The 25,525-nt window shown below is 72.5% G+C and carries 20 protein-coding genes; 4 read left to right on the top strand and 16 right to left on the bottom strand.

Going from position 1 to position 25,525, the window contains the following annotated elements; genetic code table 11:
* Nucleotides 1-12: 12 nt before the first annotated feature.
* Nucleotides 13-1,065 (bottom strand): LacI family DNA-binding transcriptional regulator, encoded by a 1,053-nt coding sequence (locus EV292_RS17915; protein WP_132910600.1) that lies wholly within the window; start codon nt 1,063-1,065, stop codon nt 13-15.
* A 133-nt stretch (nt 1,066-1,198) separates the two neighbouring features.
* Between EV292_RS17915 and EV292_RS17910 the strand changes: the two genes are divergently transcribed.
* Complete coding sequence (locus tag EV292_RS17910; RefSeq protein ID WP_132910599.1) at nt 1,199-2,398, top strand: MFS transporter; 1,200 nt, start codon at nt 1,199-1,201, stop codon at nt 2,396-2,398.
* A 69-nt stretch (nt 2,399-2,467) separates the two neighbouring features.
* Nucleotides 2,468-3,373, top strand: a complete 906-nt coding sequence (locus EV292_RS17905) for a LysR family transcriptional regulator (RefSeq protein WP_132910598.1) — start codon at nt 2,468-2,470, stop codon at nt 3,371-3,373.
* Nucleotides 3,374-3,434: 61 nt separating this feature from the next.
* Here the strand turns inward: EV292_RS17905 and secA are convergent, their stop codons facing one another.
* The gene (secA, locus tag EV292_RS17900; protein ID WP_132910597.1) at nt 3,435-6,170 is read right to left on the bottom strand and encodes a preprotein translocase subunit SecA; all 2,736 of its coding nucleotides are present in this window, start codon (nt 6,168-6,170) and stop codon (nt 3,435-3,437) included.
* Nucleotides 6,171-6,261: 91 nt separating this feature from the next.
* A complete protein-coding gene (locus EV292_RS17895) occupies nt 6,262-6,528 on the bottom strand; it encodes a hypothetical protein (RefSeq protein ID WP_165927170.1) in 267 nt (88 codons plus the stop codon).
* Nucleotides 6,529-6,686: 158 nt separating this feature from the next.
* Between EV292_RS17895 and argJ the strand changes: the two genes are divergently transcribed.
* On the top strand, nt 6,687-7,913 hold the full coding sequence (gene argJ / locus EV292_RS17890) for a bifunctional glutamate N-acetyltransferase/amino-acid acetyltransferase ArgJ (protein ID WP_132910595.1): 1,227 nt from the start codon (nt 6,687-6,689) through the stop codon (nt 7,911-7,913).
* 109 nt (nt 7,914-8,022) lie between these two features.
* Here the strand turns inward: argJ and EV292_RS17885 are convergent, their stop codons facing one another.
* The 5 genes from EV292_RS17885 to EV292_RS17865 are packed head-to-tail and all read right to left on the bottom strand — an operon-like array spanning nt 8,023 to nt 11,702.
* Nucleotides 8,023-8,712, bottom strand: coding sequence for a glutathione S-transferase family protein (locus EV292_RS17885; protein WP_132910594.1), 690 nt, complete (start codon nt 8,710-8,712; stop codon nt 8,023-8,025).
* Nucleotides 8,713-8,716: 4 nt separating this feature from the next.
* A complete protein-coding gene (locus tag EV292_RS17880; protein ID WP_132910593.1) occupies nt 8,717-9,367 on the bottom strand; it encodes a 3-oxoacid CoA-transferase subunit B in 651 nt (216 codons plus the stop codon).
* Entirely contained in the window at nt 9,367-10,332 is a 966-nt protein-coding gene (locus tag EV292_RS17875) for an HAD family acid phosphatase (RefSeq protein WP_243693841.1), read from the bottom strand. Before EV292_RS17875 ends, EV292_RS17880 begins: the two co-directional genes overlap by 1 nt.
* Nucleotides 10,329-11,045, bottom strand: a complete 717-nt coding sequence (locus EV292_RS17870; RefSeq protein ID WP_132910633.1) for a CoA transferase subunit A — start codon at nt 11,043-11,045, stop codon at nt 10,329-10,331. The genes EV292_RS17875 and EV292_RS17870 overlap by 4 nt, the downstream gene beginning before the upstream one ends.
* A 15-nt stretch (nt 11,046-11,060) precedes the next feature.
* Nucleotides 11,061-11,702 carry an HAD-IA family hydrolase gene (locus EV292_RS17865; RefSeq protein WP_132910592.1) on the bottom strand — a complete coding sequence of 214 codons (642 nt, stop codon included), beginning with the start codon at nt 11,700-11,702 and terminating at the stop codon, nt 11,061-11,063.
* A 328-nt stretch (nt 11,703-12,030) separates the two neighbouring features.
* On the opposite strand from EV292_RS17865, the gene EV292_RS17860 reads away from it, so the two are divergent.
* A complete protein-coding gene (locus EV292_RS17860) occupies nt 12,031-13,677 on the top strand; it encodes a thiamine pyrophosphate-binding protein (protein ID WP_132910591.1) in 1,647 nt (548 codons plus the stop codon).
* 63 nt (nt 13,678-13,740) lie between these two features.
* On the opposite strand, the gene EV292_RS17855 is transcribed toward EV292_RS17860, so the two are convergent.
* The 8 genes from EV292_RS17855 to EV292_RS17820 form a co-directional block, all read right to left on the bottom strand.
* Entirely contained in the window at nt 13,741-14,025 is a 285-nt protein-coding gene (locus EV292_RS17855; RefSeq protein WP_132910590.1) for a virulence factor, read from the bottom strand.
* A 93-nt stretch (nt 14,026-14,118) separates the two neighbouring features.
* Nucleotides 14,119-14,442, bottom strand: coding sequence for a thioredoxin TrxA (trxA, locus tag EV292_RS17850; protein WP_132910589.1), 324 nt, complete (start codon nt 14,440-14,442; stop codon nt 14,119-14,121).
* A gap of 48 nt (nt 14,443-14,490) precedes the next feature.
* Nucleotides 14,491-17,964: a double-strand break repair helicase AddA gene (addA, locus tag EV292_RS17845; protein ID WP_132910588.1), complete on the bottom strand. Its 3,474-nt coding sequence runs from the start codon at nt 17,962-17,964 to the stop codon at nt 14,491-14,493.
* Entirely contained in the window at nt 17,939-20,935 is a 2,997-nt protein-coding gene (gene addB, locus EV292_RS17840; protein WP_132910587.1) for a double-strand break repair protein AddB, read from the bottom strand. The genes addA and addB overlap by 26 nt, the downstream gene beginning before the upstream one ends.
* Complete coding sequence (locus EV292_RS17835) at nt 20,928-21,683, bottom strand: nucleotidyltransferase family protein (RefSeq protein WP_243693840.1); 756 nt, start codon at nt 21,681-21,683, stop codon at nt 20,928-20,930. The genes addB and EV292_RS17835 overlap by 8 nt, the downstream gene beginning before the upstream one ends.
* Entirely contained in the window at nt 21,680-22,669 is a 990-nt protein-coding gene (locus EV292_RS17830) for a phosphotransferase (protein ID WP_132910586.1), read from the bottom strand. The genes EV292_RS17835 and EV292_RS17830 overlap by 4 nt, the downstream gene beginning before the upstream one ends.
* A complete protein-coding gene (tsaE, locus tag EV292_RS17825; protein WP_165927168.1) occupies nt 22,654-23,118 on the bottom strand; it encodes a tRNA (adenosine(37)-N6)-threonylcarbamoyltransferase complex ATPase subunit type 1 TsaE in 465 nt (154 codons plus the stop codon). The genes EV292_RS17830 and tsaE overlap by 16 nt, the downstream gene beginning before the upstream one ends.
* Nucleotides 23,115-25,448: a PAS domain-containing sensor histidine kinase gene (locus EV292_RS17820; RefSeq protein WP_132910585.1), complete on the bottom strand. Its 2,334-nt coding sequence runs from the start codon at nt 25,446-25,448 to the stop codon at nt 23,115-23,117. The genes tsaE and EV292_RS17820 overlap by 4 nt, the downstream gene beginning before the upstream one ends.
* Nucleotides 25,449-25,525 lie beyond the last annotated feature (77 nt).

Here is a 25,525-nt window from a genome sequence, read left to right as displayed (position 1 = left end):
GCCGCCCGCGGCTCAAACCCGCGGCGGTGCGGTGGAGGTGCGCACCATCAGCTCGCCCGCGATCACCACGGGGGCGACGGGGCGGGCACGGCCGCTGAGCTGCGCGATGATCAGCTCCACCGCGCGCGCGGTGACCGCGGCGATCGGTTGTTCCATCGCGGTCAGCGGCGGGTGAGCGAAGCGCGCGATCGGCGTGTCGTCGAAACTCACCAGCGACAGGTCGGCGGGGACGTCCAGTCCGCGCTCGCGCGCCGCGGCGAGCGCGCCGATCGCCATCTTGTCGCTGCTCGCGATGATCGCGCTCGGCGGCACGGTCGCGCCGAGCAGCCGCAGCGTCGCCTCGCGCCCGCTCGCATAATCGAAGTCGCCGCTTGCCAGCAGCCCGTCATACGGAAGGCCGGCCTCGCGCATCGCGCCACGCCAGCCGTCGGCGCGTTGCGCGCTGACGGCATAATCGTCCGGCCCCGCGATGAAGCCGATCCGGCGGTGGCCGAGCGCGAGCAGATGCTCGGTCGCGCGCCGCGCCCCCGCCTCGTCCGCCATCGACAGCGCGATGCCGGCGCCACCCCCCTGCGCCCCGATCCGCGCGAAGGCGATATCGTGCTGATCGAGCAGGGACGCGATCACCGGATTGTCCGAATGCGGCGGGGTCAGGATCACGCCGTCGGGCTGAAGCGCGGCGATCGTCGCGGCCAGCTCGCGCTCGATCCGGTCGCTATGCGTGTCGACCAGCTCGAGCAGCAGCCGGTAGCCGTGGCGCGCGCACGTCAGCATCCCGCCGAGCAGCATCTGGTCGACCCAGTCGGTGCCCTGGCGCGCGCGCCAGTCCGCGATGGTGCGGTCGCGGTCGTTGAGCGCGAGGATCAGATAGCTGCGCGACCCTCCCATGCGCTGCGCCGCGAGCGAGGGAACGTAGCCGAGCTTCGCGATCGACTCGCGCACCCGCTCCACCATCGCCGGGCGCACGTTGGGCTCGTTGTTGATGACCCGACTGACCGTCTGGAGCGACACCCCCGCGTCCGCCGCGACATGCTTGATCGTGACCGACTGACGTCGCCGCGCCATTCTCGCTTTCCCCCGCCGTTACGGCATCCCCGGCGCCCGCCATAGCCAAGCACGCGACGCGCCGCCATCGCCAACACGCGCGGCATCGTGACGGGTGGCGCCATCGCGGCACGGCTCTATCATGTCGGCGCCGATGCCCCTGCCCGCTCTCTCCCGTCCCGCGCGCCCGACCTGGTTCCTGCTCGCCTTCGCGCTGGCCAACGCGGGCGGCGTGATCGGCTATCTGCCGCTGCTGACCCTGCTGCTGCCCCTCAAGATCCACGCGGTCGCCGGTGACGCGCGCATCCCCGTGCTCAGCCTCGCCGCGATCCTGGGAGCGGTGGCCGCGAGCGCGGGAAACGTGCTGTTCGGGTGGCTCAGCGACCGATCGGTCGCGCGCGGCGGCGGGCGGAGACGGTTCGTCGCGGGCGGCCTCGTCGCCACCGCGGTGAGCTATGCGCTGGTCGCCGCGGCGCAGGGACCCGTCGCGATCGTGCTGGCGATCGTCCTGTTCCAGCTTGCGATCAACGCGGTGCTGGCGCCGCTGCTGCCGATCATGGCGGACGAGGTCGCCGACGAGCGCAAGGGCGTGGCCGCGGCGCTGCTCGCGCTCGGCAATCCCGCCGCCGCCTTCGTCTCCGCGCTCCTCGTCGCCGACGAGACAATGGGGGATGCGACGCGGCTGGCGATCATCCCGCTGCTCGCGACCCTGGCGCTGCTGCCGCTGCTGCTGCTGCGCGGCGAGGCCGGCGCCACCGCCGCACCGTCGGGCGCGGCGATGCTGCCGCGCCGCGACCTGTGGATCGCCGCCGCGGCACGCCTGCTGATGCAGCTCGCCAGCTCGGCGCTATCGCTCTACCTGCTCTACGTCTTCGAGAGCGTCGCGCCGGGCGAGCGCCAGCTGACGCTCGCGCGTCAGGTCGGCACGCTGCTGACGATCTGCTACGTCATCCCGCTGCCGCTCGCCCTGTTGGTAGGGCGATGGTCCGATCGCGCCGGGCGGCGCAAGCCCTTCCTGCTGGGTGCGGGCGCGGTCGCGGTGGCGGGACTCGCGGCCATGGCCCTGGCGGGGGACACGACCGGCGCCGCGATCGGCTTCGGCGCCTATTCGGTCGGCTCGGCGATCTTCCTCGCGCTCCACTCGGCGTTCGCGCTCCAGCTGCTGCCCGATCCACGACGGCGCGGCCGCGACCTGGGCCTGCTCAACCTGACCAACACCATCCCCGCGCTGATCGGGCCGCTGCTGACCTGGACGCTCGCCACCCCGCAGGATTTCGCGCTGCTGCTGACGGTGCTCGCGGTGCTCACCGCGCTCGGCACCGTGGCGGTAATGCTGGTGCGCGCGCGACGCTGACGTCCCCGACGCCGCCGCCCACGCCGCAGCACGGTTGCCAGCGCGGTCGCGACGTCGCACATCGGCTCCATGCCCAGCGGCCGTGCCGATCTCCCCGATCTCAGCTACTTCCTGGTGATCGCGCGCCATCTCAGCTTCGCGCGCGCGGCGGTGGAGCTGCGCGTCACCGCCTCCGCGCTGAGCCACTCGATGAAGGGACTGGAGGCGCGGCTGGGCGTGCGGTTGCTCCACCGCACCAACCGCAGCGTCACGCTCACCGCCGCCGGCGAGCAGCTGCGCGACTCGATCAGCGACCCGTTGCGCGCGATCGATGGCGCGATCGAGGCGCTCAACCGCTTCCGCGACGCGCCGGCGGGGCGGATCCGGCTCAACGTCGTGGTCGACGCGGCGCGCCTGCTGCTGGCGCCGGTGCTGCCGTCCTTCGTCGAGCGCTACCCCGACATCGAGGTCGAGGTGGTGGCGAGCAACCGGATGGTCGACGTCGTCGGCGAGGGGTTCGACGCGGGCATCCGCTACGGCGGGACGGTGCCCGAGGACATGATCGCGCTGCGTCTCTCGCGCGACATCCGCTGGGTGGTCGCCGCCGCGCCCGACTATCTGGCGCGCTTCGGCACGCCGGCGCATCCGCGCGACCTGGCGCGGCACCGCTGCGTCCGGCTGCGCCAGGGTGCCGGGCGGATCTATCATTGGGAGTTCGAGCATGGCGCCGAGGAGATGGCGATCGACGTCCCAGGCGCGCTGACGATCGACGATACCGAGACCGGCGTGGCGCTGGCGTGCGCGGGCAGCGCGCTGATGTATGGGCCCGAGCCGGTGTTCGCCGGCGCGCTCGCCGCGGGGACGCTGCGGCTGGTGCTGGAAGATTGGGCGGCGACCGGGGGCGGCTACCACCTCTATTATTCGAGCCGGCGCCAGGTTCCCACCGCCTTGCGCCTGCTCGCCGACCATATTCGCGAGCGGCGCCCGCTGGGCTGACCGGCGGCGGGCGGCCATATCGCGCCCGCCGCCGGAAGGAGCCCCCGCCGCTACGGCGCGCTCAGGCCGCGCCGTGGCAATGCTTGTACTTGCGCCCCGAGCCGCACGGGCACGGCGCGTTGCGGCTGACCTGGCCCTCCCAACCCGCGGGATCCTCGCCGAGGTCGGCGGCGGTCGGCTGCGGGATCTGGAGCGGCGGCAGCTGCGTCGTCACGCGGCCGAGCGTGCCGGCGTCGATGTCGTTCGAATTGTCCTCGCCGGTGAACGGGTCGAAGTGCGTGGTGATGAAGTCGGGCAGCTCGGGCAGCGGCGGCGGCTCCTGCATGCGGAACTGCGCGTGCGCGATCGTCTTCGTCACGTCCTCGCGGATCGCGTCGAGCATGCGCTGGAAGAGGTTGAACGCCTCCTGCTTATACTCGTTGATCGGCGTCTTCTGCGCATAGGCGCGCAGGTGGACCACCTGGCGCAGCGCGTCGAGCGTGGCGAGATGCTCCTTCCAGTGATGGTCGAGGTTCTGCAGCAGGATCGACTTCTCGACCTGGGTCCAGGTCTCCGGCTCGAGATCGGCCGACTTGCTCGCCACCGCGGCATCGGCCTCGGCCTGGACGCGCTCGGTGACGATCTCGGGGTCGATCGCGTCCTCCTTGAGCCACTCGTCGATCGGCGGCTCGAGGTTGAGGATGTCGGCCAGCCGCGCCTTCATGCCCTCGATATCCCACTGCTCGGGATAGGAGTTGGGCGGGCAGGCCTCGCCGACGATCGCGTTGACCGTCTCGGCGCGCATGTCGCTCACCACCTCGCCGACGGTCTCGGCGTCCATGATGTCGGCGCGCTGCTCGTAGATCACCTTGCGCTGATCGTTCATCACGTCGTCATATTCGACGACCTGCTTGCGGATATCGTAGTTGCGCGCCTCGACCTTCTTCTGCGCGGTCTCGATCGCCTTGGTCAGCCACTTGCTGCCGATCGCCTCGCCGTCCGCGATGTTGCTGCGCATCATCTTGGCGAACAGCGTATCCGGCCCGAAGATGCGGAGCAGGTCGTCGTCGAGCGAGAGGTAGAAGCGGCTCAGACCGGGATCGCCCTGGCGCCCCGAGCGGCCGCGCAGCTGGTTGTCGATGCGGCGGCTCTCGTGCCGCTCGGTGGCGAGCACGAACAGCCCGCCGGCCTCGAGCACCTTCTGCTTCTCGGCCGCGATCTCGGCGCGGATCTGCTCGATCGCCGCCTCGCGCTCGGGGCCCTCGGGCATGCCCGCCAGCTCGTCCTCGACACGCATCTCGAGGTTGCCGCCGAGCTGGATGTCGGTGCCGCGGCCCGCCATGTTGGTGGCGATCGTCACGGCGCCGAGCCGCCCCGCCTGCGCCACGATATGCGCCTCGCGCTCGTGGTAGCGCGCGTTGAGGACGGAGTGGTCGACCCCTTCCTGCCGCAGGAACTCGCTCAGCAGCTCGGACTTCTCGATCGAGACGGTGCCGACCAGCACCGGCTGGCCCTTCTCGGCATGTTCGCGGATCTTCTTGGCGATGGCGCGGAACTTGTCCTGCGTGTCCTTGTAGAACTCGTCCTCCTCGTCGACGCGGTGCACCGGCTTGTTGGTCGGGATGGTGACGACGTTCATCTTGTAGATATCGAAAAACTCGGCCGCCTCGGTCGCGGCGGTGCCGGTCATGCCCGCCAGCTTGGGGTACATGCGGAAATAGTTCTGGAAGGTGATCGAGGCCATGGTCTGGTTCTCGGGCTCGATCTGCACGCCCTCCTTGGCCTCGACCGCCTGGTGCAGGCCGTCCGACCAGCGGCGACCGTCCATCATGCGCCCGGTGAACTCGTCGATGATGACGACCTTGCCGTCCTTGACGATATAATCGGTGTCGCGCTTGAACATGACATTCGCGCGCAGCGCCTGGTTGAGGTGGTGCACCACCTGCGTGTTCTCGAAATCGTAGAGGTTCGCGCCCTGGAGCAGCCCGGCGGACTCGAGCATGCGTTCGGCGCGCTCGGTGCCGTCCTCGGTCAGCACGATCGTCTTCTGCTTCTCATCCTTCTCGTAATCGTCGGGCACGAGCTGCTTCACGATCGCGTCGACGCTGATGTACAGCTCGGACTTGTCGTCGGTCGGCCCGGAGATGATCAGCGGCGTGCGCGCCTCGTCGATCAGCACCGAATCGACCTCGTCGACGATCGCCATCGCGAAGGCGCGCTGCACCATCTGCTGGCGCTCGTACTTCATGTTGTCACGCAGATAGTCGAAGCCGAACTCGTTGTTCGTGCCGTAGGTGATGTCCGCGGCATAAGCGGCGCGGCGCTCCTCGTCGGTGAGGTTGGGCACGATCACGCCCGTGGTCAGCCCGAGGAAGCGGTAGACGCGCCCCATCCAGTCGGCGTCGCGGCTGGCGAGATAGTCGTTGACGGTGATAACGTGGACGCCGTCGCCCGGCAGCGCGTTGAGATAGGTGGCGAGCGTCGCGACCAGCGTCTTGCCCTCGCCGGTGCGCATCTCGGCGATCTCGCCGCGGTGGAGCACGATGCCACCGATCATCTGCACGTCATAATGGCGCTGGCCGAGCACGCGCTTGGCCGCCTCGCGCACGGTCGCGAACGCCTCGGGCAGCAGCTGGTCGAGCGTCTCGCCGTTCGCGAGCCGCTCGCGGAAGCGGACGGTCTGCTGCGCCAGCGTGTCGTCGTCCATCGCCTGCAACGTCGGCTCGAACGACGCGATCTTGGCGAGGATCGGGTTGAGCGACTTGACGTAGCGGTCGTTGGACGAACCGAAGAGGGTCTTGGCAATGCCGCCGAACATGGGCCTGGTCCTGTATGGGGAGCGCGCCGCGGCGCCGTCCCCGGGCGCGCGCACGCTGATCTGATAGGGAGAGAGCGGGAGCGGCGCGGCGCTAGACGCGCCGGCGGCCCGCGAAGATCGGCTCGCGCGGCGCGAGCGCGCGTACGGCGACACGCGGCGCGGCGGCGCTCGCGATCAGCGCGGCGAGCACCTGCCGCGGGCGCACCGCCACGCGACGCGCCGCCGAGACGATCGCGACGGCGCGGGCCTGCTGCGCCACCGCCTGCGCCGGCTGCGCCTGACGCGCGCTCGCCCCCACGCCGGTCAGCGCGGAGAGCAGGGCCGAGAGGAGCAGCAACAGGTTCACGCAGCGGGACATAAGACGAGACGCCCCGCCCGTCCACCGGCGCTTCGTCGAGTAAACCATCAATTTGTCAGCGCTTGGGCCTTGCTCTGACCGCATGGTGAGACCTCCGTTGCCCGAAGGCCTCGTCGCTGCCCCTTTGCCTGCTCTCCCGCCGCGCCTAAGAGGACGCCATGTCGACGTCCATCTCCCCGCTCGCCACCCCCTTCCCCGATATGGCGAGCGTCGCTGGGGTGACGCTGCGGGTCGCACGCGCGCACTACAAGACGTGGGACCGCACCGACCTCACGCTCGCCGAGCTCGCCCCCGGCACCACCGTCGCCGGCGTGCTGACCCGCTCCAAATGCCCCTCGCCCGAAGTGGAATGGTGCCGCGCCGCGCTGGTGCTCGGCCAGGCCCGCGCGCTGGTGGTCAACGCCGGCAATTCGAACGCCTTCACCGGGCATCGCGGGCGCGCCGCGGTGGAGGCGATCGCGGCGCAGGCGGCGGCGCAGCTCGGTTGCCAGCCATCGGACGTGTTCGTCGCCTCCACCGGTGTGATCGGCGTGCCGCTGCCGATCGACAAGGCACAGGCCGGCGTCGCCGCCGCCTTCGCCGCGCCCGAGGCGGGCTGGCGCGACGCCGCCGAGACGATCGGCACCACCGACACCTACCCCAAGGGCGCGAGCGCGACCGCGGTGGTGGACGGGCGCACCGTGACGATCGCGGCGATCATCAAGGGATCGGGCATGATCGCGCCCGACATGGCGACGATGCTCGGCTTCGTCTTCACCGACGCCGCGGTGGAGGCGCCCTTCCTCCAGGCCGCGCTCGCCGCGGCGAACGCGCGCACCTTCTCGTGCATCACCGTCGACGGTGACACCTCGACCAGCGACACGGTGCTCGCCTTCGCCACCGGGGCGGCGGGCAACACGCCGCTCGCCGACGACGACAGCCCCGGCGCCGACGCCTTCCGCGCCGCGCTGGCCGACGTCTGCCGCCAGCTCGCGCTGCTGGTGGTACGCGACGGCGAGGGCGCGACCAAGCTGATCGAGGTGACCGTCGAGGGCGCCGAGAGCGACGCCTCGGCGCACCGCGTCGCATTGTCGATCGCCAACTCGCCGCTGGTGAAGACCGCGATCGCGGGCGAGGACGCCAATTGGGGCCGCGTGGTGATGGCGGTGGGCAAGGCGGGCGAACCGGCCGAGCGCGACAGGCTCTCGATCCGCTTCGGCGCCACCCAGGTGGCGCGCGACGGGCTCGCGGTGGAGGGCTATGACGAGGCGCCGGTCGCGGCGCATCTCAAGGGTCAGGAGGTGGAGATCGGGGTCGATCTCGGGCTCGGCGACGGCCGCGCGACAGTGTGGACCTGCGACCTGACGCACGGTTACATCTCGATCAACGCGGATTATCGCAGCTGAGGCCGGAAGTGTTCGGCGCCATCCGGTGACCGAGAGGCTCTCCCGCGGCGCCCTGGAACAGCGCTACTGCCGGCTCGTCTGAACGGCGGGAGCGCTGCCGCCCCTCATCCTAGCCGGTCGCGCGCTCGTCCGAGGTCACCTCGCCATATTCCGCCACCTCGGCCTCATGGCCCGGCTCACGGAAGGTCTCGGCGAGCGCTGCGGCCTCCCACGCGCGGGTCGCCGGATGCGCGAGCACCGTCTCGACCCAGCGTGCGCCCGCCGCGCCGACGTCGATCCCCCATGTCCGAACGCGAAAGGCCACCGGCGCGTAGAAGGCGTCGACCGCGGTGAAATGCTCACCCGCCAGCCACGGTCCGCCGAAGCGTTCCAGCCCCTCGCCCCACAGCTCGGCGATCCGCGCGACGTCGCGCGCGAGCGCGTCCGAGCCGCGCGTCGGCGTGACGCGCTGCCCGATTGTCATGGTCCGCTCGCGTCGAAGCGCGCCGAAGCCGCCGTGCATCTCCGCCACCGCGCAGACCGCCCAGGCACGCGCCGCCTCGTCCGTCGGCCACACGCCCGCGTGGCGCTCGCCGAGGTACAAGGCGATGCCGAGCGAGTCCCACACCGTCCGCTCGCCGTCGAGCAGCACCGGCACCTGCCCGCTCGGCGAGAAGGCGCGGAACGCCTCGTAATTGTCCAGCGAGGCGAACGGCTCGATCCGGTCCTCGAACGCGATCCCGACCGCACGCATCAGCAGCCACGGCCGCAGCGACCAGCTCGAATAGTTCCGATTGGCGGTGATCAGCGTGTAGGCCATCGCGTCAGACCTCGTAATGCGCGCCCGTCTTGGCGGCGACCTCGTCGGCGGTCACCCCCGGCGCCAGCTCGATCAGCCGGAACGCGCTGCCATGGTCGGGGCGCTGAAACACCGCCAGATCGGTGACGATCATGTCGACCACGTCGCGCCCGGTCAGCGGCAGCGTGCACGTCGGGATGAACTTGGGCGCGCCGTCCTTGGCGACATGCTCCATCACCACGATGATCTTCTTGACGCCGGCGACGAGGTCCATCGCTCCGCCCATGCCCTTGATCATCTTGCCCGGGATCATCCAGTTGGCGATGTCGCCGCGCTCGGACACCTCCATCGCGCCGAGCACGGTGAGGTCGATATGCCCGCCGCGGATCATCGCGAAGCTCTGCTCGCTGCCGAAATAGGCCGATTGCGGCAGCTCGCTGATCGTCTGCTTGCCCGCGTTGATCAGATCGGGGTCGACCTCGTCGTCATAGGGGAACGGGCCGATGCCGAGCATGCCGTTCTCGCTCTGCAGCGTCACGGTGATGCCGTCGGGGATGTTGTTCGCGACCAATGTCGGGATGCCGATGCCGAGATTGACGTAATAGCCGTCGCGCAGCTCGCGCGCGGCGCGCGCCGCCATGCCGTTGCGGTCCCAGCCCTTCGCGTCCACGGCCATCACTTCGCTCCTTCGGCCGGGGCGTCGCCCCAGCGCTTGTCCTGCGGGAAGGTCTCGTCCCAGCCCGTGCCGAGCCCGGTGCCATAGACGGGGTTGGGCAGCACGAACCACCCCTGCCCCCAGCGCGCCTGGATCGGTCCCACGCCGGCGAGTGCGCGGCGGCCGAGCGCGGGTGCCGGCCCCGGCGGGTTGAACAGGTCGGCGAAGTCGCCGAGCTGGTCGCCGACGAGCGCGAGCACGCAATAATGTTTGGAAATCTCGAGCCGGCGACCGTCCTTGCCCGAGCGGCCGTCGACGTCGCCCTTGAGGTAGAGCGTATCGCCGCGACGGAACTCGCCGAGTCCGGCCTTGCGCAGCGCCGCGGCGGTGGCGCTCGCATTATCGGCCGAGCGGTTGGTGTTGATGACCATCGTCACCCCGAGCGCGCGCAGCTGTCGGAACGCCGCCACCGCCCCGGGCACCGCTACCACGCGGTCGGCGCCGGTTCGCTCCCACCGGTCCCAGCGCTTGGCGTCATAGGGCGCGCCGGTGCGCGCCTCGTCGAACTCATAGCCGAGGTTGAGCACCGCGGTCTCGTCCATGTCGAGCACCACCGCGGGGGGCAGCGCGCCGCAGGGCACCGTCTCGACGCTCGCGGCGGTGGCGCCGGGCGCGAGCACCGCCGACTGCGGCCAGCGCGGCAGCGTGCCCGCGCGGCGCTCGCTCGGCAGCCGCCCGCGACGGTCGCGCGCGCGCTCGATCACACCGCGGACGTAGCCGGTCAGCGCGTTATAGGTCTGCTCGCTCAGTGCCGCCGCTTCGGCCGAGCCATAGAGGTACGCCATCGCCCCGGCGGGCAGCGCCGCTGCCGCCGGCGTCTCCGCGGCCACGCTGGTGGCGCGCGGCGGCGCACGATCGAACGCGGCGGCCGCGCAGCCCGCGAGCAACAGGGCGCCCGCCGCCGCACCCAACAGCCTGGAGCTCACGCCGCGGTCGCCTCCGCGCGCGGGCGCGTCGTGCGGAACTCGATCTTCTTGTCGTAGGGCGCGCCGACGATCATCCGCTTCACGTAGATGCCGGGCAGGTGGATGTGATCGGGATCGAGCGCGCCGACCGGCACCACCTCCTCCACCTCGGCGACGCAGATCCTGCCCGCGGTCGCCATCGGCTGGTTGAAGTTACGCGCGGTCTTGCGGAACACGAGGTTGCCGCTGGTGTCCGCCTTCCACCCCTTGATGATCGACAGGTCGGCGCGGATGCCGCGCTCGAGGATATAGTCCTCGCCGTCGAACGACTTCACTTCCTTGCCCTCGGCCACCGACGTGCCGACGCCAGTCTTGGTGTAGAAGCCGGGGATACCCGCACCGCCGGCGCGGCAGCGCTCCGCCAGCGTGCCCTGCGGGCAGAATTCCACCTCCAGCTCGCCGCTGAGATACTGGCGCTCGAACTCCTTGTTCTCGCCGACATAGCTCGAGATCATCTTGGCGATCTGGCGCGTGCGCAGCAGCTTGCCGAGCCCCTCGCCGTCGATCCCGGCGTTGTTGCTGGCGACCGTCAGCCCGGTCACGCCCGCGGCCTGGATCGCGTCGATCAGCCGCTCGGGGATGCCGCACAGGCCGAAGCCGCCGGCGCAGATCGTCATGCCGTCGAACAGCAGCCCGTCGAGCGCCGCCGCGGCGCTGTCGTAGAGCTTGTCCACCACCCGCTGTCTCCCTCAGAAATGGCCCGGCGCGACGCCGAGCGCGGCGCACAGATCGTCGAGCGCCTGCCCCTCGCCGCTCACCTTGATCGCCGCCATGCCGAGCTGCGCGGCGGCCTTGCAGTTGACCCCCAGGTCGTCGAGGTAGACGCACTGGTCGGGGCGCTTGTTGAGCGTCTCGCACATCATCAGGTAAATGCGCGGGTCGGGCTTGCGGATGCCGACCTTGCTGCTCTCCACCACATGGTCGAAGCGCGCGAGCACCGCCGCCACCGCGGCGACCGCCTGCGGGTCGCGCGGCGTGTCGCCGGCGGGGACGTTGTTGGTGATGCAACCGATGTGGAAGCCCTCGCGCTTGAGCCAGTCGAGCGCGTGCACCATGCGCGGGCGGATATCGCCGTACAGCAGCGCCAGCACGTCGCGCCCGCGCAGTTCGTGGCCGAGCGCCTTGGCCTCGGCGGCGAAGTCGCGGTCGAAGGTGACGACGTCGATCTCGGCGCGCTCGAAGCGGGCCCAGGCGTTGCTGTCCGGATCGGTGGCGTTGAGGCCGCGGATCAGGTCGACCGGCAGGCCGCGCGCGCGCTCGAGCCGGTTGAACGCCGCGAACGGGGACGAGGTGATCACCCCGCCGAAGTCGAAGATCACCGTGTCCCGCATGCGCATGATCCTTAGCGCGCGGCGCGGCGAAGGCAATCGGGGTGTGCGCGCAAGACGAAGGGCGCGTGCTTTCCTGCGGGGATCACTCTCCGACGCCCGTCCCTCATCCCTCCGTCATCCCGGACTTGTTCCGGGATCCACCGTGCCGCGTATCCGGAAAACGTTGCTCGTGCGGAGGAGTGGATCCCGGACCAAGTCCGGGATGACGGAAGGCGGGGGCGCTCCCGAACCTCATGGCGAAATTTCGCGAGGGTAGCGGGGGAAGCCACTCCGCTTAGGAACTAATACCCCTATCCCCTAACCCTTCCGGGCGGCTAGGCTAGCCCGCATGACCGAACCCCGCACCGGTGGACGCCTGCTCGTCGACCAGCTCGTCGCCCAGGGCTGCGACCGTCTCTTCACCGTGCCGGGGGAGAGCTTCCTCGCGGTGCTTGACGCGCTGCACGACACACCGGCGATCGAGGTGGTGACGTGCCGGCAGGAGGGTGGCGTCACCTTCATGGCGTGCGCCGACGGCGCGCTGACGCATCGCCCCGGCATCGCCTTCGTCACGCGCGGCCCCGGCGCGACCAACGCCGCGATCGGCATCCATGTCGCGATGCAGGACTCGCAGCCGATGATCCTGTTCATCGGCGACGTCGACCGCTCGACGCGCGACCGCGAGGCGTTCCAGGAGATCGACTTCCAGGCGATGTTCGCGCCGATCGCGAAATGGGCGGCGCGGATCGACGACGCCGCGCGCATCCCCGAATATGTCGCGCGCGCTTATGCCACCGCGATCAACGGCCGCCCCGGCCCGGTCGTGCTCGCGCTGCCCGAGGACATGCTGCTCGACACCGTCACCGTGCCCGATCGCGCGCGCGTCGAGCGCGTCGCCCAGGCGGTCGACGAGGACTCGATCGAGCATTTGCGCGACCTGCTCGCCACGGCCGAGAACCCGCTCGCGATCGTCGGCGGCGCCGGCTGGGACGTGGCCGCCGCGGCGGCGATGGCGGACTGGGCGACGCGCACCGGCGTGCCGCTCGCCGCCGCCTTCCGCCGCCAGGACGCGATCGCCAACGATTGCCCGGCCTATGCCGGCAACCTGGGCTATGGCCCCAGCCCCGCATTGGTCGAGCGCGTGCGCGGCGCCGACCTGCTGATCGTCGTCGGCGCGCGGCTCGGCGAGGCGACGACCGACGGCTATCAGCTGATCACGCCCGATCACCCCGGCCAGCGGCTGGTCCACGTCCACCCCGATCCCGAGGAGCTCGGGCGCACCTACGCCACCGACCTCGCGATCTGCGCCGGCATGGCCGAGTTCGCCGAGGCGCTGGTGCCGCTCGACGGCGGCGTCCACCCCCATGCCGCCGAGGCGCGCACCGCCTATGAGGCGTGGAGCACGCCGCGCCCCCGCGACGGCGTCGCGCTCGATCTCGGCCCGTGCGTCGCGACGATGCGCGAGAAGCTGCCGGCGGACACGATCATCTGCAACGGCGCGGGCAATTTCTCGGGCTGGTGGCATCGCTACTGGCGCTATGCCGGACCCGGCACGCAGCTGGCGCCGACCGCGGGCGCGATGGGCTATGGCGTGCCCGCCGCGGTGGCGGCGTCGCTGCGCCGGCCGGGGCGCAGCGTGGTCGCGCTGGCGGGCGACGGCGACTTTCTGATGAACGGCCAGGAACTCGCCACCGCGGTCCAGCACGGCGCCGACCTGCTCGTGATCCTCGTCGACAATGGCGCGTACGGGACGATCCGGATGCACCAGGAACGCGAATATCCCGGTCGCCCGTCGGCGACGCGGCTGGTCAACCCCGATTTCGCCGCGCTGGCGCGGGCCTATGGCGGCTGGGCCGAGACGGTGGAGCGGACCGAGGCGTTCGCGCCCGCGCTCGACCGCGCGCTGGCCGAGCGGGGGGTGCGGCTGATCCACTGCCGCACCGACGTGGAGCAGATCACCGCCTCGGCGACGCTGACGTCGATGCACGCGCGCTGAGCCGCACGTGAGCGCCGGTCGTCGCGACCGCGCCCCTCGCGCTGTGGTGGCGGAGCGCTGCTGCTACGGCAGCGCGCACGAGAGATCGGTCTCCTCGTCGAAGCGCAGCATGCGGAGGTCGAGCACGCACGGGGCGAACCAGGCGCAGCTGCGCCCGATCTCCTGCACCGCGAGCACGCAGTCGACCGCGGTGCCCGATTCAGTGACGTAGAGATGCGTGCCGTCGCGCTGCGCGAAGCCGTGGTGGCGCAGGATGTCGCTCACCTCACGATAGGCGTCGCGCAGCGACGGGCTGGGGTAGCGCCGCTCGAGGATGGTCGCGTCGAGGTCGAACACGATCGCGTACATGCATCCCCCTGAAACGCCGAAGCCCGCGCCTATCCCTAGGCGCGGGCGACGGCGGCCGGGAGACCGGGCTGACCCGGTCCGGCGATCAGCGGTTCAGGCGAGTTCGCCCTCGAGCCACGACTTGATCCGGCCCTTGGGCTCGGCGCCGATCTTGGTCGCGGCCGGCGCGCCGCCCTTGAACAGGATCATGGTCGGGATGCCGCGCACGCCGTAGCGGCCGGGCGCGTCGGGATTGTCGTCGATGTTGAGCTTGGCGATGGTGACCTGCTCGCCGAGTTCCTCGCTGATCTCCTCGAGCGACGGCCCGATCATCTTGCACGGCCCGCACCATTCGGCCCAGAAATCGACCAGCACCGGCTTGTCCGCCTGGAGCACGTCGCTCTGGAAGCTGGCGTCGGTGATCGTCTTGGTGGCCATCGTGTTTCTCCTTCGTTGCGCCTTAGCTAGGGCGCGGCGCGCGTGCGCTCAACCGTTTAGCCCCAAGCTTTGCTCCGGTCCCGCCAAGCGCCGCTTGACCGGGGCGAGCAGCTCCTCGGGCAGCACGATCAGCCGCGCCGCCGCGGTGTAGAGCAGCGCCGCCTCGACGCGCGCGCCGGGCACGATCACCTCCAACGCGGCGGCATAGGCCGCCATCTGGCGCAGGTGATAGTCGGGCACGTCCGCGGCGCTCTCCGGCACGACGCGCGACGATTTATAGTCGATCACGCGCACCACGCCGTCGCCGAGCAGCAGCCGGTCGACCGTGCCCGAGATCACGCGCCCCGACGGCAAGGTCGCGCTGATCGGCGCCTCGGCGAGCGAGTCGGGGCCGAACAAAGACGCGAGCGCGGGGTCGTCGAGCACCGCGAGCACCGCCGCCACCATCGGCGCCGGCTCGGCGACGCCGCGCTGGGCGAGCCACGCGGCCGCGGCCTCGGCGCGACGCTCGGGCGCGAGCGGGGGCAGCCGCTCGAACAGCGCGTGGAGCAACCGCCCGCGCTCGGCCGCCGCGCTGTTCGCGGGTGTCGGCGGCGGGTCGGCGACCGCATCGTCGCCGATCGACGAGGGCGTCAGCGGGCGCGGCGGCTTGGCATCCTCGGGCGCGTCGCGACGCGACCAGTCCGGCAGCGGCGCGGCGGGCGCGCTCGCCGCGGCGGCGCGCTTCGCCGTGACAGGGGCGGCCGGCGCGTGGCCGAGGAACGTCCGCTCGCCACCTTCTGCCGCCGAGGCAACGCCGAGCGCGTCGAGCGTGCGCGCCGCCGCGGCGTACCAGCTCGCCTCGGGCGGCACGCCCTGCCACTTGGCGCTGAGCGAGCCGGTGATCACCAGCCGCTCCTCCGCGCGCGTCGCGGCGACGTAGAACAGACGCCAATGTTCCTCGCGCTCGCGCTGCTCGCTCGCGGCGAGTGCGGCGTCGATCGCGCCGGCGCGCTCGGTGGCGCGCGGGCGGAACACGGGGACCGGCGCCTCCAAATCCTCCGGCGTCCAGGCCAGCACCGATCGCGGCGCCGCGTCGGGATCGGCGGTGGCGTCGGCGAGGATCACCAGCGGCGCCTGCAAGCCCTTCGCCCCGTGCGCGGTCATCACCCGCACCGCGTCGAGCGGCGCCGCGGCGTCGCGCACGATCTCGACCTCGTCGCGCTCGAACCAGTCGAGGAACCGCTGCAGCGAGGGCGTCGAGTCGAGCTCGAAGTCGAGCGCGGCGTTGAGCAGCTCCTCGATCGGGTCGCGCGCCTCCTCCCCCAGCCGCGCCAGCAGTTTGCGCCGCCCATCGAGCGGGCCGGACAGCAACTGCTCGAGGAAGCGATAGGGCGTGTCATAGTCGGCGCTGGCCAGCAGCGCGGCGACCGGCGCGACCGCGTCGCCGCAGGTCCGCTGGAGATGCCGCCACAGCCCGCCCTCGCGCGGCACCGCGCGCGCCATCAGCTCGTCCTGGCTCCAGCCGATCAGCGGCGAGACGAGCAGGCTGGCGAGGCTGAGATCGTCCTCCGGCTGGAGCACGAAGCGGATCGCGGCGAGCAGGTCCTGCACCGCGAGCGGCGCGGACAGCCGTAGCCGGTCCACCCCCGCCACCGGCACGCCCTCAGCGTAGAGCCGCGCGACCAGCAGCTGGGCGAGCTCGCCGCGGCGCTTGACCAGGATCATCACGTCCTCGGGCCGCAGCCCGCGCCCCTTGCTGCCGAGCAGCAGCCCGCCGTCCTCGACCGGGCGCAGCCAGTCGCGCACCTGGCGCGCGATGTCGGAGGCGTTGCGGCGCACGGCGTCGTCGGCCCAGCCCTCCTCGCCGTCCTCCTCCGCCTCGCTGGTGCCGGCGGCGATGGCGGGCAACAATGTCACCGCGCCGGGGCCAGCGACGCGGCTGGCGTGGACGGGAATGGCGTCGAGCGAGCCGAGCGCGTCGGCGCCGAGCTGACCGATCGCCGCGTCGACGAACTCGAGCACCGGCGCGGTGGAGCGGAAGGATTCGGTCAGCGACAGCCGGTCGAACGGCAGGCCGCGTTCGTCGTCGGGCATGTCGTCGCTGCCCGCCACCTCGCCCGCCTTGCGCTGGAAGTGGCGCTCCGCGGCGAGGAAGGTGTAGGGATCAGTGCCCTGGAAGCCGAAGATCGCCTGCTTGAGGTCGCCCACCGTGAACAGCGTCCGCACCGAGGGCGCGAAGACGCCGCGGCCGACGAAATATTCGTCCACCAGCGCGCGCACGATCGTCCATTGCGCGACGTTGGTGTCCTGCGCCTCGTCGACCAGCACGTGCTCGGTCTGCTGGTCGAGCTTGTAGCGGATCCACTCGCCGATGCCGTCCTGCTGGAGCAGCGCGACCGCGGCGCCGATCAGGTCGTCGAAGTCGACCGCGCCGGCGCGGCGCTTGGCGGCGGCATAGCCGCGCGCATAGTCGCGCCCCACCTCCAGCGCCGCGCCGAGCAGGTCGGCGTAGGCGGCGCGGCTGCGCAGCAGCAGCAGCTCGCCGCACCAGCCGTGGAGGCGCAGCGCGTGGTCGGCGTAATCGGGGTCGGCGGGGGCGCGGCCCTTGCCGAACGACTGCGGCTCGCCGTCCTTGCGCGCCCAGACGAGGTGGAGCGTGTCGAGCGTGGCGGCACGTTCGGCCGGCGCGGCGGCAAGCCACGCGCCGATCGCCTCGGCGCGCTCCATGCCGCTCTTGGTGCCCCAGCCGCGGTTGAGCGCGGCGAGCCGGTCGAGCGCGGCGCGGTCGACACGATCGTCGCCGCATGCGTCGTGGACGTACGAGTCGAGGTCGCCGAGCGGCACGCCGAGCTGGCCGCGCACGAAGGGCGCGATGCCGCTCGGCAGCGCCTCCAGCGCGGTGCCGGCACGCGCGCAGGCGACGAGAAACTGTTCCGCGCCCTGCTCACCGAGCCGAAGGCTGAGCCGACCGATCGTCTCGACCGGCGCAGTGCGGCCCTCGCGCTCGGCGTCGACCAGCAGGTCCGACAGCGCCTGCCGCCGCAGCAGCGCCTCCTCGCGCGGCTCGAGCGGGCGGAAGCCCGGCACCAGCCCCGCCTCGATCGGGAACGCCGCGAGCAGCCCCTGGCAGAAGCCGTGGATGGTGTGGATGCGCAGCCCGCCGCCTGGTGCGTCGAGTACCTTGGCGAACAGCGTCCGCGCGCGCGCGATCAGCGCCGGGGTGGTGCGTTCGCCGAGCGCGAGCAGGTCGGCGGCGAGCTCGGTCTCGTCCATCCGCACCCAGGCGGCGAGCTGGCGGTTGATCCGTCCCGCCATCTCGGCCGCGCCCGCCTTGGTGAAGGTGAGGCACAGGATCGCGCCGGGCTCGACGTCGCGCAGCAGCAGCCGGAACACGCGCGCGGCGAGCACCTGGGTCTTGCCCGTCCCCGCCGAGGCCGAGAGCCAGACATGCGCCTCGGGCCGGCTGGCGCGGAGCTGCTCGCCACGCAAGGTGGGCAGCGGGCCGATCGCGCGCTCAGCCACGCGCCTGCTCGCGGCCATACCATTCGTCGCGGCGCATCAGCTGGTCGTACTCGGCGTAGGGCGCGAACTCGGGGTGGAGCTTGGCGGTGAACGCCTCCTCGCCGGTGAGCCAGCGCGCCGCCGCCTGAGCGAAGCTCTCCCGCGCGGCGGCGACGAACTCGCCGGTCGGGATACGACCGCCCTTGCCGACGGGATCGGCGGGCGAGCTGACCGAACCGAAACCCTCGCCTTTCTTGGCAAGCGACCAATATTCGAACGCGGTCGCGGCGCCGCGGACGCCGTCGAACCCACCCTCCTCGGCGATGGCACCGAGCAGCCCGAGCTGGAGGTTGAAGCCGCCGCGCACCGCCGCGACCGACGGCGCCTTGCCGGTCTTGTAGTCGACGATCCCGAGACCGCCGTCGGGCATGCGGTCGATCCGGTCGAAGCGACCGTCGAGCGCGATCCCGGAGAGCTCGGCGCGGCCGCGGCCCTCGACCGCGAGCACCTCGCGCCCCTCCGCGCGATCGGCCAGCGTACGCGCCGCGATCCACTCGAATGCCGCGACCAGCCGCGGCTGCCACAGCGCGCGCAGCAGCGGGTGCGCCGCGGGATCCTGGAGCAGGAGCCGCGCGCGCGGCAGCAGCGCGGCCGGATCGCAGCCGTCGTCGCGCGCCCAGGCCTCGAGCACGGCGTGGACCGCGGTGCCGCGCCACGCCGCGCTCGGGTCGGCGTCGACCGGATCGAGCGGCAGCAGCTTGAGGATCCGGCGCGCGTAGAAGGCGTAGGGATCGGCCTTGAGCCGGTCGACCTCGGTCACCGAGATCGCGCGCGGACGCAGCGTCGCGGGCGGCAGCGGCGCCGGGCGCGCGGCGGGGCGCGGCGGCCCGCCGTGATCGAGCGCGCGCGCCCAGTCCGCGAGCGCGGTCGTGCGCGGGAAGCGCTCGCCCGCCATCGCCTCCAGCCGCAGCCAGAAGCGCGAGGCAAGCGCTGGCGAGCGCTGGTCCCGTCGGGCGCGCGTTAGCAGCACGCGGGGCGCGCCGAGCGCCTGCGCGAAATCGTGCGCGGCGGTGCCGATGCCGCGCTCCAGCCCGGGCAGGCCCAGCTCGGCGCGGACGCGCGGCGCGAGCCACGGATCCGGCGCTGGCAGGCCGGGCCACACGCCCTCGTTGAGCCCGGACAGGATCATCAGGTCGGCGGACTGGAGCCGCGCCTCCATCAGCCCGTAGATCGCCAGCCGCGGGTGGCGCTCGCGCGGCAACAGCCGAATCGCCAATTCGTCCATCAGCTGGCGCAGCATCGTGGCGAAGCCGGCCGCGGTCACCAATGCCGGGCCGCGCGGCGCCTGCTCCTCCAGCGCGGCGAGCAGGTCGGCCGCGGCGCGCCCGGCGAGGCCGCGCCACGCCTCGTCGCCGGCGAGCCGCTGCGCCGCCTCGCGCAGCCCCGCGACGAGCGCCGCCAGGCTGGTCTCGCCGTCGCCGAACACGCGCGCGATCGGATCGAGCAGGACACGCGTCGCGCCCCACCACTCGGCCGCGCGCGAGCGGATCGCGCGCTCGCGCTCGTTGCCCCCGGCGAGATGGCGGTCGATGCCGTCGAGCCCCGGCCCCGGCCGCGGCCCGCGCAGCGCGCGGTCGAGCCGGCGCACGCCGTCGAGCCACGCCCCGCGCTCGGCGCCCGCGCAGATCAGCGGGTGCTTGAGCAGGGTCAGCAGCGCCATCGGCGCGAAACCCTGCGCCGCCGCCTCCACGATCGCGGCGAGCAAGGTGCCCGGCGGCAGGATCGTCAGCGGTCGTCCCGCGCTGTCGTCCACCTGGATGTTCCAGCGGCGACAGTGCGCGGCGACGCGGCGCGCCAGCGCGCGATCGGGGGTGACGAGCGCGGCGGTGCGGCCCGGCTCCTCCACCGCCTCGCGCAGCTTGAGCGCGATCGCCTGCGCCTCCTCCGCCGGCGTGGCGAGCTCGACCGCCTCCACCCCGGCGAGCCGACGGTCGGCGGCGTCGAGCCGGGTCCATTTGGCGGTGAAGGCGGCGGGCGCGAGCGCGTTGGCGATGGCACGGCCGCGCGCAGCGCCCGCGTCCTGCTCGCTCACCGCGCCCCAGCGGGTGACCTCGCCGCGCGCGGCGCCGATCCGCTCCAGCAGCAGCTTGAGGTGGAACTGCGGGTGAACCTCGATCGCGCGGCGGCGCAGCCCCGTGATCGGGTCGGGCCGGTGCGGGCCGAGCGCCTCCCACTCCTCCTCGGGGAGGTGCAGGTCGAGGTCGGCGAACACCACCGATCCCTCGGGCAGGCCGGCGACGACGCGGAGGAGCCGTGCCACCGCGGGCGCGGGATCGGTGATGCCAGCGGCGCAGACGAAGTGCGCCGGCGGCTCGGTCCTCCATCGCGCCGACTGGCGATCCAGCAGCTGCACCCGTCGCCACGCCGCGTCGACGCGGCCGAGCCGCTCGCGCTCCTGCGGCCAGCGATCGAGCAGCAGCCGGAACAGCCGCAGCGACGCCTCCCAATGGTCGGACAGTCCCTCGCCGGGATCGATCGCGGCGAGCGTCTCGGGCGGGACCTCCTCGACGATCAGCTGGTCTAGCGTGCGCGCCAGCTCGCCCGCGAGCCGCACCGCCTCGGCCGCGTCGACCGCGCGCCCGCTCGCGGCGCGCTCCTCGCTCACCAGCCGCGCCAGGATCATGCGGCGCTCGAGCGGGTCGATCGCGGGCGGCAGCGGCGGCACCGCATCGGCGGGATCGAGCGCCGCGCCGACCGCCGCCTCCAGGTCGTCGCCGCCCAGCGCGACGATCCGCGGCAGCAGCAGCGCGCCGCCGCTGGCGCGCACGAAGGCGTCGCTGATCGCGAGCCCGGCGCGGTTGTTGGGTACCAGCACGACGCCGCGCGCGAGCGCCATGCGGTCGGCGCCGTAACGGCGCAGCAGCCCCGCGACGAGCGCGTCGGCGAAGGCACGGTGCGCCGGGATGGAATAGAGCCGCAGGCCGCGCTGGCGGCCGGGCGAGTCAGACATCGGCGAGCAGCGCCTCGGTACGCGCGATCGCGCCCGGCACGTTGACCTCGGACCACAGGCCCTGATGGACGAAGCCGTAGGCGCGCCCGGTCTCGATCGCGCGGTTCCAGAAGAGGTTGGTCGAGAACGGCCCCTCCGGCCAGTCGCGGATCAACGAGGGCGCCATGATCTGCACGCCGGTATAGACGAAGGGCGCGACGCGGCCGGGCTTGCGCCGCCCGGTCACCCGACCATCGGGCGCGAGGTGGAAGTCGCCCTGCCCGCCGTGATTGTGCGCGCGCGCGCACGGCACCATCAGCATCAGCGCGTCCATCGTCGCGCCGTCCCAACGCGCGGCGAGCTGGCGGATCGCGTCGGTCGGTCCGTCGAGCCAGAAATTGTCGCTGTTGACGACGAGGAACGGCTCATCGCCGAGCAGCGCGCGCGCCTTCACCAGCCCGCCGCCTGTCTCCATCAGGCGCTCGCGCTCGTCCGACACGATGACTTCGATGCCGCGGACGCGGTGGCGCAGATGCGCCTCCAGCGCGTCGGCGAGATAATGGACGTTGACCACCGCGCGCTCCACCCCGGCCGCGCGCAGCCGATCGAAGACATGGTCGAGCAGCGCGCGCCCGGCGACCTCGACCAGCGGCTTGGGCCGGGTCGCGGTGAGCGGTCGCATGCGCTTGCCGATCCCCGCCGCCATCACCATCGCGGTGCGTGGCACGCGCGCGCCGGGGTCGGGGCGGATGTAGCGCGGACGGGTCACGCGCGCGCGCCGGCGATCAGCATCGGGTCGCCGCGCAGCTCGGGCGGGAGATTGTCGGCGAACCAGCGCGCCACCGGGGCGAGCACGGGCTGGCCGAGGTCGCGCTCGAGATAGCCCCAGACGCGCGGGCACAGCGCGGGGTAGCGCGGCTTGCCGTCGCGCTGCCACAACCGGGTGAAGATGCCGATGATCTTGGCATTCCGCTGCGCGCCGAGCACGTGATAGGCACGCAGGAACGCGTCCCCCTCGCCCGTCGCGGCACGATAGCGCGTCAGCATCCGCTCCTCCAGCGACGGGTCGACGTCGCGCCGCGCGTCCTGCAGCAGCGAGACGAGATCATAGGCCGGGTGTCCCGCGAGCGCGTCCTGGAAGTCGAGCAGGCCGAGCGAGCGCCCGGTGCCGACCAGCATCAGATTCTCGGCGTGATAGTCGCGCGGCACGGTGACCGGCACCGCTGCCTCGGCGTGGCCGAGCACCTCGTCCCAGGCGGCGCGATAGCCGTCGACGTCGACCGCGACGCCGATCGCGGGGCAATACCAGTCGGTGAGCAGCCCCGCCTCGCGCTGCAGCTCGGCGCGATCATAGGCGCGCACTTCGGCGGCAGGATGGCCGCGCAGCGCCACGAGCAGGTCGATCGCGGCGGCGTAGAGCGGCACCGCGGCGTCCGGGTCGGCGTCGGCGGTCTCGCGCAGGCGCTCGTCGCCGAAATCCTCCAGCAGCACCAGCCCGCGCGCGAGATCGACCGCGTGGACCGCGGGCGCCGCGAAGCCGCGCTCGGCGAGCCAGCGCGCGACGTCGAGGAAGGGGCGCGGGTCCTCGTGCGGCGGCGGCGCGTCCATCAGGATGCCGCGCCGCTCGCCCGCGACGACGCGGAAATAGCGGCGGAACGAGGCGTCGCCCGCGAGCGGGTCGATCCGCGCCTGGTGCCAGCCGTGGGTATCGAGAAAGGCCGCGGCGTCCGCCGGCGGCGTCATCGGGGTCGCCATCGCGCTCCCCAAGCGGGCGGCGCCTCCCAAGTCAAGCGCCGCGCGCCGTCCGGCTCGGCCGCGAGGGTGAGTGCCAGCGCGTCGGGCCAGCGCCCCGCCCCGGCGCGCTCGGGCCACTCGATCAGCAGCGCCGAATCGAGCCGCGCCTCGTCCAGGCCGAGTTCCTCTACCTCGGCCGGATCGTCGAGCCGGTAGAGGTCGACGTGGAGCAGCGGCAGCGCTACCTCGGGCGGCGCATAGGGCTGGACGATCGCGAAGGTCGGGCTCGGCGCCTCCTCGGCGAGGCCGAGCGCCGCCAGCACGCCGCGCGCCAGGCTGGTCTTGCCCACGCCAAGCCCGCCCGCCAGCGTCACCACGTCGCCGGCGCGCAGCAGCGGCGCGAGCGTGGCGCCGAGCGCCAGCGTGGCGGCGGCGTCGGCCAGCCGCAGCGCGCCTTGCGCGACACTCATCGCCGCGGCAGCTCGACCGTGATCAGCGTGCCCTCGCCGGGCTCGCTCACCAGCGTGATCGTCCCGCCGTGCGCCTCGACGAACTGCTTGGCGAGCGGCAGCCCCAGCCCGAGCGCGCGCTCGCTCCCCGCCGCACCGCTCGCGGCGAAGCGGTCGAAGGCGCGCGCGATCTGCTCGGGCGCCATGCCCTCGCCGTCGTCGGAGACGACGATCCGCGCGGCAGGTGCATTGCCGTCGACGTGGAGCAGGACGCGCCCGTCGCGGCGCGCCGCGCCCAACGCGTGGCGCAGCAGATGCTCGACCACCTCGCGGATGCGCCGCGCGTCGCCGTGAAGCCGCCCCGCGGAGCGCTGCACCTCGACCGCGAGCTCGACGCGGTGACGCTTGGCCGAGGCGCGCAGACTCTCCGCCGCGGCGCGCGCCACCGCGCCGAGATCGACATCGCCGCGCTCGAGCGGGCGCGCGCCGGTCTCGCTCGAGGTCAGATCGAGCACGTCGTCGATCAGCAGCCCGAGGCGGTCGACCGAATCGAGGATGGCGTCGAGATAGGCGGTGGCGTCGGCCGACAGCTCGCCGGCATAGCCGCCGTGCAGCATCTCGGCGAAGCCGCTGATCGAGGTCAGCGGCGTGCGCAGCTCATAGCTCATGTTGGCGACGAACGCGGTCTTGACGCGGTCGGCCGCCTCCAGCGCGTCGTTGCGATCGCGCAGTGCCTGCTCCATCGCGCGGCTGTCGGTGACGTCCAGCATCGTGAACAGCGCGTTGCCATCGGGCAGCGGCACCGCGGCGAACTCGAAGTTACGCCCGTCCGCCAGTGCGATATGCCCGGCGCGCTGCTGCCGCTCGACCGTGGCGACGCGCACCAGCTCGGCGATCGAGCGCGCGCGGCGCGGGTTGGAAAGCTTGACCGCCACCTTCTCCGCGATGACGTCGACGCGCGGGTGGCCGGTGAGAAAGTCCTCGTCGAGGTCCCACAAAGCGCGGAAGCGGTTGTTCCACAGCTGCAACCGCCCGTCGGCGGCGAACACGCCCAGCGCCTCGAACAGATTGTCGAAGGTGGCGGTGCGGACGCGCAGCAGCGTGTCGCGCGCGCTGGCGAGCTGGACCTGCTCGGTGCGATCCTCGAAGATCAGCAGCAGCCCGCCGTCGGGTAGCGGCTGCGCGACGACGCGCAGGTGCGTGCCGCCGGGCAGATGCCAATTCTCCTCGATCGCCCCCTCGGCGTCGACGAACCAGCCGCGCCGCTCAGCCTTCCAGCCCGGGAAATCCCGCACCTCGGGCACGCGATTGGCCTCGCGCATCCGCTCGAGCACGCGGTCGAATTCGGGTCGGTCGGCGAGCCACTCGAGCCGCATCGCGAACAGGCGCCGGAACGGCTGGTTGCAGAACACCAGGCTGCGGTCGCGGCCGAACTGGGCGACGCCGGCGGAGAGCCGGTCGAGCATGGCGCGCTGCGCGTCGGCGAAGCGGCGCTCGCGCGCGTGGCTCTGCTCCAGCTCCTCGATGTCGATCGCAAAGCCGGCGACGCCGCCCACGGGCAGCGGCACGTCGTGGATCCGCAGCGAGCGGCGCGCCCCGTCGATCGTCGCGGGCAGGACACGCTGCTGCGGCCGCCCCTCGGCGAGCGCGACTTCGGCGCCCGCGCTGGGGCCGCCCTGCCCCGAGCCGTCCACCAGCTCGAGCCCGCGGCCCACCACCTCGGCGGCGTCGCTGCCCTCGACCGCCGACACATAGGCGGAGTTGACGATCGCGATGCGCAGGTCGCTGTCGCGGTACCACATCGGTAGCGGCGCCGCCTCGACCAGCCCGGTGAGCGCGTCGAAGGCGTCCGACAGCTCGGCATATTCGGCGCGGAGCCGGCGCCGCTCGCCCTCGCTGACGGTCGAATCGTAGAACCACAGGATCACCGCGCTGCCGCGCCGCTCGCCCTGGACGGTGAGCGTGCGCTGGCCGTCGCGCGCGTGGAGGCTCCGCGTGAAGCCGCGCGCCGAGCGCTGGCATGCCGCCAGCTCGCGCGCCATCGCGTCGGCGTCGGCGGCGTCCATCCCCCAGCCCGCCGCTTCCAGCTCCTGGAGATAGGTCGGCAGGCCGGACAGGCCGAGCCAATCGGCGACGCGGCGCGCCATCTCGACCCGGCCGTCGCGGTGGATCACGACCGGCTGCATCGGCGCGACCGCGAGCAGAGACTCCAAAGCGTCGCGCCCACGGATCGCACCGAGCGCGGCGGTGCGCGCGCGCAATCCCAGCGCCAGCAGCACCGCCCCCGCCGCGAGCAACAGCGCGACGACGGTGCCGACGATCACCGCGGTGGCGGGCGCGATCGTGATCATGAACGCTGCAACATCGGGTGCAGGGACGGCATGCGCCCGGTTTTAGCAAGCCCTTCGCGTGGGAAAAGCGTCATTGG

The organism is Sphingomonas sp. BK235 (assembly GCF_004345855.1).
Taxonomy (GTDB): Bacteria; Pseudomonadota; Alphaproteobacteria; order Sphingomonadales; family Sphingomonadaceae; genus Sphingomonas.
Note: the sequence above shows the minus strand (reverse complement) of the source record. Positions and strands in the feature narration are given on the sequence as shown.

Bases quoted from the DNA above. Each gene is read 5' to 3' on its own strand.
- EV292_RS17915 (WP_132910600.1), bottom strand. From the start codon at position 1,065: ATGGCGCGGCGACGTCAGTCGGTCACGATCAAGCATGTCGCGGCGGAC.
- EV292_RS17910 (WP_132910599.1), top strand. From the start codon at position 1,199: ATGCCCCTGCCCGCTCTCTCCCGTCCCGCGCGCCCGACCTGGTTCCTG.
- EV292_RS17905 (WP_132910598.1), top strand. From the start codon at position 2,468: ATGCCCAGCGGCCGTGCCGATCTCCCCGATCTCAGCTACTTCCTGGTG.
- secA (WP_132910597.1), bottom strand. From the start codon at position 6,170: ATGTTCGGCGGCATTGCCAAGACCCTCTTCGGTTCGTCCAACGACCGC.
- EV292_RS17895 (WP_165927170.1), bottom strand. From the start codon at position 6,528: ATGTCCCGCTGCGTGAACCTGTTGCTGCTCCTCTCGGCCCTGCTCTCC.
- argJ (WP_132910595.1), top strand. From the start codon at position 6,687: ATGTCGACGTCCATCTCCCCGCTCGCCACCCCCTTCCCCGATATGGCG.
- EV292_RS17885 (WP_132910594.1), bottom strand. From the start codon at position 8,712: ATGGCCTACACGCTGATCACCGCCAATCGGAACTATTCGAGCTGGTCG.
- EV292_RS17880 (WP_132910593.1), bottom strand. From the start codon at position 9,367: ATGGCCGTGGACGCGAAGGGCTGGGACCGCAACGGCATGGCGGCGCGC.
- EV292_RS17865 (WP_132910592.1), bottom strand. From the start codon at position 11,702: ATGCGGGACACGGTGATCTTCGACTTCGGCGGGGTGATCACCTCGTCC.
- EV292_RS17860 (WP_132910591.1), top strand. From the start codon at position 12,031: ATGACCGAACCCCGCACCGGTGGACGCCTGCTCGTCGACCAGCTCGTC.
- EV292_RS17855 (WP_132910590.1), bottom strand. From the start codon at position 14,025: ATGTACGCGATCGTGTTCGACCTCGACGCGACCATCCTCGAGCGGCGC.
- trxA (WP_132910589.1), bottom strand. From the start codon at position 14,442: ATGGCCACCAAGACGATCACCGACGCCAGCTTCCAGAGCGACGTGCTC.
- addA (WP_132910588.1), bottom strand. From the start codon at position 17,964: ATGGCCGCGAGCAGGCGCGTGGCTGAGCGCGCGATCGGCCCGCTGCCC.
- addB (WP_132910587.1), bottom strand. From the start codon at position 20,935: ATGTCTGACTCGCCCGGCCGCCAGCGCGGCCTGCGGCTCTATTCCATC.
- EV292_RS17830 (WP_132910586.1), bottom strand. From the start codon at position 22,669: ATGGCGACCCCGATGACGCCGCCGGCGGACGCCGCGGCCTTTCTCGAT.
- tsaE (WP_165927168.1), bottom strand. From the start codon at position 23,118: ATGAGTGTCGCGCAAGGCGCGCTGCGGCTGGCCGACGCCGCCGCCACG.
- EV292_RS17820 (WP_132910585.1), bottom strand. From the start codon at position 25,448: ATGATCACGATCGCGCCCGCCACCGCGGTGATCGTCGGCACCGTCGTC.